The organism is Streptomyces iconiensis, from assembly GCF_028657195.3.
Taxonomy (GTDB): Bacteria; Actinomycetota; Actinomycetes; order Streptomycetales; family Streptomycetaceae; genus Streptomyces; species Streptomyces iconiensis.
This window is the reverse complement of the sequence record NZ_JANCPR020000068.1, coordinates 36,563-43,291: the sequence shown is the minus strand read 5'-3', so window position 1 is coordinate 43,291 and position 6,729 is coordinate 36,563. Positions and strand designations below refer to the sequence as shown.

Below are 6,729 nucleotides of genomic sequence, written 5' to 3'. Positions count from 1 at the left end.
CGTTGGACGGCACACCGTGGCCCCGTCCAACGGGCAAGGGAAGGCGATACCGGCTGGTCAGCCACGGCGGGTTCGGCGGCGGGTTCAGAACCGCCGTGGACCTGCTGCTGACCGGGCTGCCTCCCGAGGGCCCGCTGACCCTCGTCATCGAATGGCCCGAACAGGGGGTGCCCGAGACCTCCACCCCGCTCGACGCGGCGGTGATCCGGGCCGCCGCTTCCCAAGTGCTGGAGATATGGCCGGAGTTGACGCCGGCATCGTCACCTCTGCCTCCGGAGGACGAGGGGGAGGGAGAGGGGAAGGACGAGGGAGAGGGGGCGAGCGAGGTCCTCGGCGTCGGTCTCGCGGTCTTCTCCGACGGCGTCCTGGCCTCCGGGGCCGAGGAACGGGTGGACGAGTGGAGGGACGAGTCGGCGGACGGATCGGCGGACGGGTCGGTGGACGAGCGGATGGTGGGCCCGTTCGCGCGCCGGGCGGGACCCGCGAAGCCCGGCCTCGCATTCGAGCCCGACCCGCACCGCTACGATCCGCGTCCCGACTGGGAGGACATGCCGCTGGGCGGCTGGAGCGACCTCGCGCTCGTCAGGGCGCGGCTGGACGCGGGCGCCGACCCTCGTCGGCCGGGCGAGGCGGAGTGGGACGGCAGGACGCCGCTGCACGAGGCGGCCGAGGCCGGGGCGTCAGCCGAGGTGCTGGCCGAACTGGTGCGGCGCGGGGCCTCCGTCGACGCGCCGGACGACGAGGGCGGAACCGCGCTGTGGGCAGCCGTCTGCGAGGGCGACGCCGAGGGGTGCGAGGCGCTGCTGTCGGTGGGCGCCGACGCCTGGCGCCCCTGTGTCGGCGAGTGGTCGCCGGGCCGCCTGGCGCTCACCCTCCCCTCCCTCGCTCCGCTCTTCGAGCGGCTGCCGGGAGCCGTGCAGCTCACCGGGGAGGAGTGGGAGGAGCAGGCAGCGGCCGACCGGCTCATCGAGGTGTTCGGTGCGGTCGAGCACATTGAGGGCACGGGTGTCGCCTTTGTCGCCGGCCTCGGCGAGGAGGAGCTGATACGCGCGCTCGGCTCCACCCCCGCCGAGTGCCCCGTGCTCGATCTGGACAGGGAGCCGGGCCCGTTCGGCACGGGCCCCGGCGGCTTCGACCCCGGTGACTTCGACGAGAGCCAGTCCTGGGTCGGGGTGACCGGCGTCGAGGGCGGCTGCGTCGTCATCCAGCCGATGGGCCACATGCCCGGTGACGAGCGGTTCCTGCGGAAGGTCTCACAGGACGGCGGCACCGCCTACGGCGTCTACTTCAACCCCAAGGGCGGCACGTTCGGCAACCTCGCGCGGGACGGCCGGACGGTGCGGCACGAGGAGATCGGCCTGGAGCCCTTCGAGGAGGACCCGCCGGAGTTCTTCCTCTACCGCTTCTGGCAGCGAGGCGACGACGCCCCGTACGATGCGGCCTCCCTCGCGTACGCGTGTGCGACGGCGGGCCTCCAACTGACCGACCCAGCACCCCTGTTGGGGCCGCCCCGGCGCTGGGTACGGGTGCCGTACTCGCCCTGAGCGGGCACGGGCACGGGCAGGGCACGGCCACGGGCCCGGCCACGAACACGGGGCACACGCGGGAGCGCCGCCGCCGTGGACCCGTGTCCACGGCGGCGGCGCCCGGCCGCTGCGTCACGCCGGCGTCGTCGCGGCCGGTCACTTCGGCTGGCACTCCGGCGTCATCCCAGCCTCACTCCGGCCGTCTCTCCGGCCGTCTCTCCGGCCGTCACGCCGGCCTCGTCCCGACCGTCACGCCGCGGCGCTGAACCGGCGCAGCCGGAGACTGTTGCCGACGACGAAGACGGAGGAGAAGGCCATCGCCGCGCCCGCGATCATCGGGTTGAGCAGCCCGGAGGCCGCGAGCGGCAGGGCGGCGACGTTGTAGGCGAAGGCCCAGAACAGGTTGGACTTGATCGTGCCCAGCGTCTTGCGCGAGAGGCGGATGGCGTCCGCCGCGGCGCGCAGGTCGCCCCGTACGAGCGTCAGATCGCCCGCCTCGATGGCCGCGTCCGTGCCGGTGCCCATCGCGAGGCCGAGGTCGGCCTGCGCGAGCGCCGCCGCGTCGTTGACGCCGTCGCCGACCATGGCGACCGAACGGCCCTCGTCCTGGAGCCCCTTGACGACGTTCACCTTGTCCTCGGGCATGACCTCCGCGATCACGTCCTTGGCCTCGATGCCGACCTCGGCGGCCACCGTCTCGGCGACGGCGCGGTTGTCACCGGTCAGCAGCACCGGTGTCAGACCCAGGCCGCGCAGCCGGCGGATGGCCTCGGCGCTGGTCGGCTTGACCGCGTCGGCGACCTCCAGGACCGCGCGTGCCTCGCCGTCCCAGGCGACCGTGATGGCGGTGCGCCCCGCCTTCTCGGCCGCCGCCTTGGCCTCGGCCAGTTCGGCGGGAAGCTCCATCGCCCAGTTACGGAGCAGCTTTTCGCGCCCCACCAGTACCGCGTGTCCCTCGACGACGCCCTGGACGCCGAGTCCCGGCACGTTGGCGAAGTCCTCGGGTACGGGCAGCGGTCCGTACTGCTGCGCCGCGCCCCGGGCGACGGCCTGCGCGATCGGGTGCTCGGAGGCGTTCTCCAGCGCGCCGGCCAGCCGCAGGACCTCCTGCTCGGTGACCCCGTCCGCGCCTGCCGCCACATGCGTGCCGAGCAGCGTCATCTCGCCGGTCGTCACGGTGCCGGTCTTGTCCAGGACGATGGTGTCGGCCCTGCGGGTGTTCTCCAGCACCTCGGGGCCCTTGATCAGGATGCCGAGCTGCGCGCCGCGTCCCGTACCGACCATCAGCGCGGTCGGGGTCGCGAGGCCCAGTGCGCAGGGGCAGGCGATGATCAGGACGGCGACGGCAGCGGTGAAGGCCGCCGTCAGTCCCGCGCCGCTGCCGAGCCAGAAGCCGAGGGTGCCGAGCGCGAGCGCGATCACCACGGGAACGAAGACGGCGGAGATACGGTCGGCGAGCCGCTGGGCCGCGGCCTTGCCGTTCTGCGCGTCCTCGACCAGCTTGGCCATCCGGGCCAGTTGGGTGTCCGAGCCGACACGGGTGGCCTCGACCACGAGGCGTCCGCCCGCGTTCAGCGTGGCTCCGGTGACGGAATCGCCGGGGGTGACCTCGACGGGGACGGATTCGCCCGTGAGCATCGAGGCGTCCACGGCCGAACTGCCCTCGCGCACCGTGCCGTCCGTGGCGATCTTCTCGCCGGGGCGGACGACGAAGTGGTCACCGACGGCCAGCTCCTCGGTGCGGATGAGCACCTCGCGGCCGTCCCGCAGGACGGTCACCTCCTTGGCGCCCAGCTCCATCAGCGCCCTGAGCGCGGCGCCCGCCTTCCTCTTGGAACGGGCCTCGAAGTAGCGCCCCGCGAGGATGAAGGCGGTGACACCGGCCGCCGCCTCCAGATAGATGTTCCCCGCGCCGTCGGTGCGCGCGATGGACAGCTCGAAGGGGTGCGTCATGCCCGGCTCGCCCGCCGTGCCGAAGAACAGCGCCCACAGCGACCACAGCAGCGCGGCCGAGGTGCCGACCGAGATCAGGGTGTCCATGGTGGCGGCGCCGTGCCGCGCGTTGACCCACGCGGCGCGGTGGAACGGCCAGGCGCCCCAGACGACGACGGGCGCCGCGAGGGTGAGCGAGAGCCACTGCCAGTACTCGAACTGGAGGGCAGGCGCCATCGCCATGGCGATCACGGGGACGGCCAGCAGCGCGGAGCCGATCAGGCGCTGCCGCAGCGGGCGCAGCTCCTCGTCGGCCGCGGCGTCGCCGTCGGCTCCGCCGGCTCCCTCGCCTCCGCCGCCCTGGCCCTCCGTACGCGCGGGCGCCGGCGGGGCAGCCGTGTATCCGGTCGCCTCGACGGTCGCGATCAGCTCGTCGACCGCGATGCCGTCGGTGAAGCTGACCTTCGCCTTCTCCGTCGCGTAGTTGACGGTCGCCTCGACGCCGTCCATGCGGTTGAGCTTCTTCTCGATACGGGCGGCGCAGGAGGCGCAGGTCATGCCGCCGATCGCCAGCTCGACCTGGGCCGTGCCCGTGTCCTCGGCGCTCTTCGCGCTCTCAGGGGTGGTGGTGCTCATCACTTCTCCTCGGAGGCCCGGCCGGCCAGCTCGTATCCGGCGGTTCCGACGGCGGCGGCGATACGCGCCTCGTCGGGTTCGCCCTCGGTGGTGACGGAGACGCGGCCCGTCGGCAGCTCGACGCGCACGGCGCCGACGCCTTCCAGCGCGCCGATCTCCCTGGCGACGGACGCTTCGCAGTGTCCGCAGGTCATCCCGGACACCTGGAAGACGGTGGTCACCGGCGCCGTGGCGGCGGCACCGGGAGCCGCCGGGGAGTGGCGGCCTCCTCCGGTGGTGCGGCAGGACGTGGTGGCGGTGGTGTCCGACATGGATTCCTCCTGGATAAGGGTGTCGCGTGCACTACTCTGTCATACCCAGAGGGGGTATTGGTAGCGCTGAGGACATGTATACCCCCACCCCCTATCCGAAGCAAGGCGTTCCCGCGCTTGAATTATTACCCCCTGGGGGTATGGTGTGCCGTGTGGCCGCCCGCTCGGGCGGCGTCCGCAGGGAAGATCCGCAGGGAGTCACCATGAATACAGCGACCAAGATCGCCACCTTCGGCGCCGCGCTCGCGGCCACGTTCGGCGTGGCCTTCGGCGTGGGCACGGGTGTCGGCCCGCTCGACGCCGAACCCGAGTCGGGCAAGGGCGGGCACGGGGCACACGCGGGGTCCGACGGCGGCAAGGGCTCGGATGGCGGCTCCGGGGGTGCCGCCGCGTCGCAGCCCGGCGGGCTCGCGACCACGGAGGGCGGCTACGCGCTGGACCTGAAGACCCCGCGCGTGGAGGAGGGCAGGAGCGAGGAGCTGCGCTTCGTCGTACGGGACAGCCGCGGCAAGGCCGTCACCGCGTACAAGACGGAACACGACAAGGAGATGCACCTCATCGTCGCCTCCCGCGACCTCTCGACCTTCCGGCATCTGCACCCCGAGCGCGCGGCCGACGGGACCTGGAGCACCGAGGCCGAGCTGCCGCGCGCCGGCGACTACCGCGTCTTCGCCGACTTCACGCCCCGCGCCAAGGGTGCCGAGGGCCTCACGCTCGGTGCGGACCTGGCCGTGGGCGGCGAGTACGGCCCGCAGCCGCTGCCCGGACCGTCGGCCAAGGCGACCGTGGACGGGTACGACGTGCGGCTCGACGGCACGCTGAGGCCCGGCAAGGCCGGCGAGCTGAAGCTGAAGGTCTCCAAGGACGGCAAGCCGGTCACCGACCTTCAGCCCTACCTCGCCGCCTACGGTCACCTGGTGGCGCTGCGCTCGGGCGATCTCGCGTATCTCCATGTCCACCCGAACGGGGAGCCCGGTGACGGGAAGACGAAGGCGGGGCCCGGGATCTCCTTCAGCGCGACGGCGCCGAGTGCGGGCTCGTACCGGCTCTTCCTCGACTTCAAGCACGAGGGCAAGGTCCGGACGGCGGCCTTCACCGTACGGACCGGTGGCGACGGGGCGGCGCTGGCCGGGGAGGAGAAGGGGGAGAAGGGGGACGGGCACGGAAAGGGAAGTCAGAAGGGTGAGCAATCTGGCGAGCACACCCACTGAATTTTGTTCAGTGAAGGGCCTGGCGAACTTCCTTACTGGCGCGTAAGTTGACGGCTGCTCACTCGTCCCCACCCTCCGCTCCACCCCCTTCCCCCAGAGCCGTGAGGAGCCGGATCATGAAGCTGTCAGCCTCATCAGCCAAGCGCCTCGGCAGACCGGCCGCAGCGATGGCGATGGCGGTCGCGGTGACCGCCGTCCCGGCGGCTGCGACAGCGAGCGCGGACGCGCCGGCGAAGGCGCCCGCGAACCCGTCCGGGACCGCGCCCGCGAAAGCCCCCGCGAAGGCCCCCGCGAGCGCGCCGGCGGAAGTGACAGCCGCTGCCAACGCAGCAGGCAGCGGCTGGAACGACTACTCCTGCAAGCCCTCGGCTGCGCACCCCCGCCCCGTCGTTCTGGTGCACGGCACCTTCGGCAACTCCGTCGACAACTGGCTCGGCCTCGCGCCGTATCTGGTCAGGCGTGGCTACTGCGTCTTCTCGCTCGACTACGGGCAGCTGCCGGGCAAGCCGTTCTTCCACGGACTGGGCCGCATCGAGGACTCCGCCAAGCAGCTCGACACCTACGTGGACGAGGTGCTGGCCGCCACCGGCAAGAGCGAGGTCGATCTCGTCGGCCACTCGCAGGGCGGCATGATGCCCCGCCAGTACCTCAAGTTCCACGGCGGAGCCGACAAGGTGAACGCGCTGGTCGGCATCGCGCCCAGCAACCACGGCACGACGCTCAGCGGGCTGGCGAAGCTCGCCGACCAGTTCCCGCCCATCGGCGACGTCGTCGACGAGATCGGGCCCTCGCTGCTCCAGCAGAAGGAGGGTTCGGACTTCCTGAAGAAGCTCAACGAGGGCGGCGACACCGTGCCCGGCGTGAAGTACACCGTCATCGCCACGAAGTACGACGAGGTCGTCACGCCGTACAAGACGCAGTTCCTCAAGGGCCCCGACGTCAAGAACGTGCTGCTCCAGGACCTGTGCCCGCTCAACATCTCCGAGCATCTGGCCATCGGCCTGCTGGACCGCATGGCCTTCCAGGAGACGGCGAACGCGCTCGACCCCGCGCACGCCAATCCCACGACGTGCCTTTCGTGACGCGGCCTTTCGTGAGGCGGGAGCGGCGAGA

5 protein-coding genes are annotated in these 6,729 nt (G+C 72.2%); 3 read left to right on the top strand and 2 right to left on the bottom strand.

From position 1 onward, the window contains the following. Positions 1-1,544: ankyrin repeat domain-containing protein (locus tag NMN56_RS39290; protein ID WP_283742554.1), on the top strand; the 1,544-nt coding region annotated here is incomplete at its 5' end. Positions 1,545-1,775: 231 nt separating this feature from the next. Here the strand turns inward: NMN56_RS39290 and NMN56_RS39285 are convergent. Further along, entirely contained in the window at positions 1,776-4,094 is a 2,319-nt protein-coding gene (locus tag NMN56_RS39285; protein WP_274046262.1) for a heavy metal translocating P-type ATPase, read from the bottom strand. Next, complete coding sequence (locus NMN56_RS39280) at positions 4,094-4,405, bottom strand: heavy-metal-associated domain-containing protein (protein ID WP_274046263.1); 312 nt, start codon at positions 4,403-4,405, stop codon at positions 4,094-4,096. The genes NMN56_RS39285 and NMN56_RS39280 overlap by 1 nt, the downstream gene beginning before the upstream one ends. A 203-nt stretch (positions 4,406-4,608) precedes the next feature. Here NMN56_RS39280 and NMN56_RS39275 point away from each other — a divergent pair, with 203 nt between their 5' ends. Both NMN56_RS39275 and NMN56_RS39270 read left to right on the top strand, forming a co-directional pair. Beyond that, complete coding sequence (locus tag NMN56_RS39275) at positions 4,609-5,616, top strand: hypothetical protein (protein ID WP_274046264.1); 1,008 nt, start codon at positions 4,609-4,611, stop codon at positions 5,614-5,616. 116 nt (positions 5,617-5,732) lie between these two features. Beyond that, complete coding sequence (locus NMN56_RS39270) at positions 5,733-6,698, top strand: alpha/beta fold hydrolase (RefSeq protein ID WP_274046265.1); 966 nt, start codon at positions 5,733-5,735, stop codon at positions 6,696-6,698. Positions 6,699-6,729 lie beyond the last annotated feature (31 nt).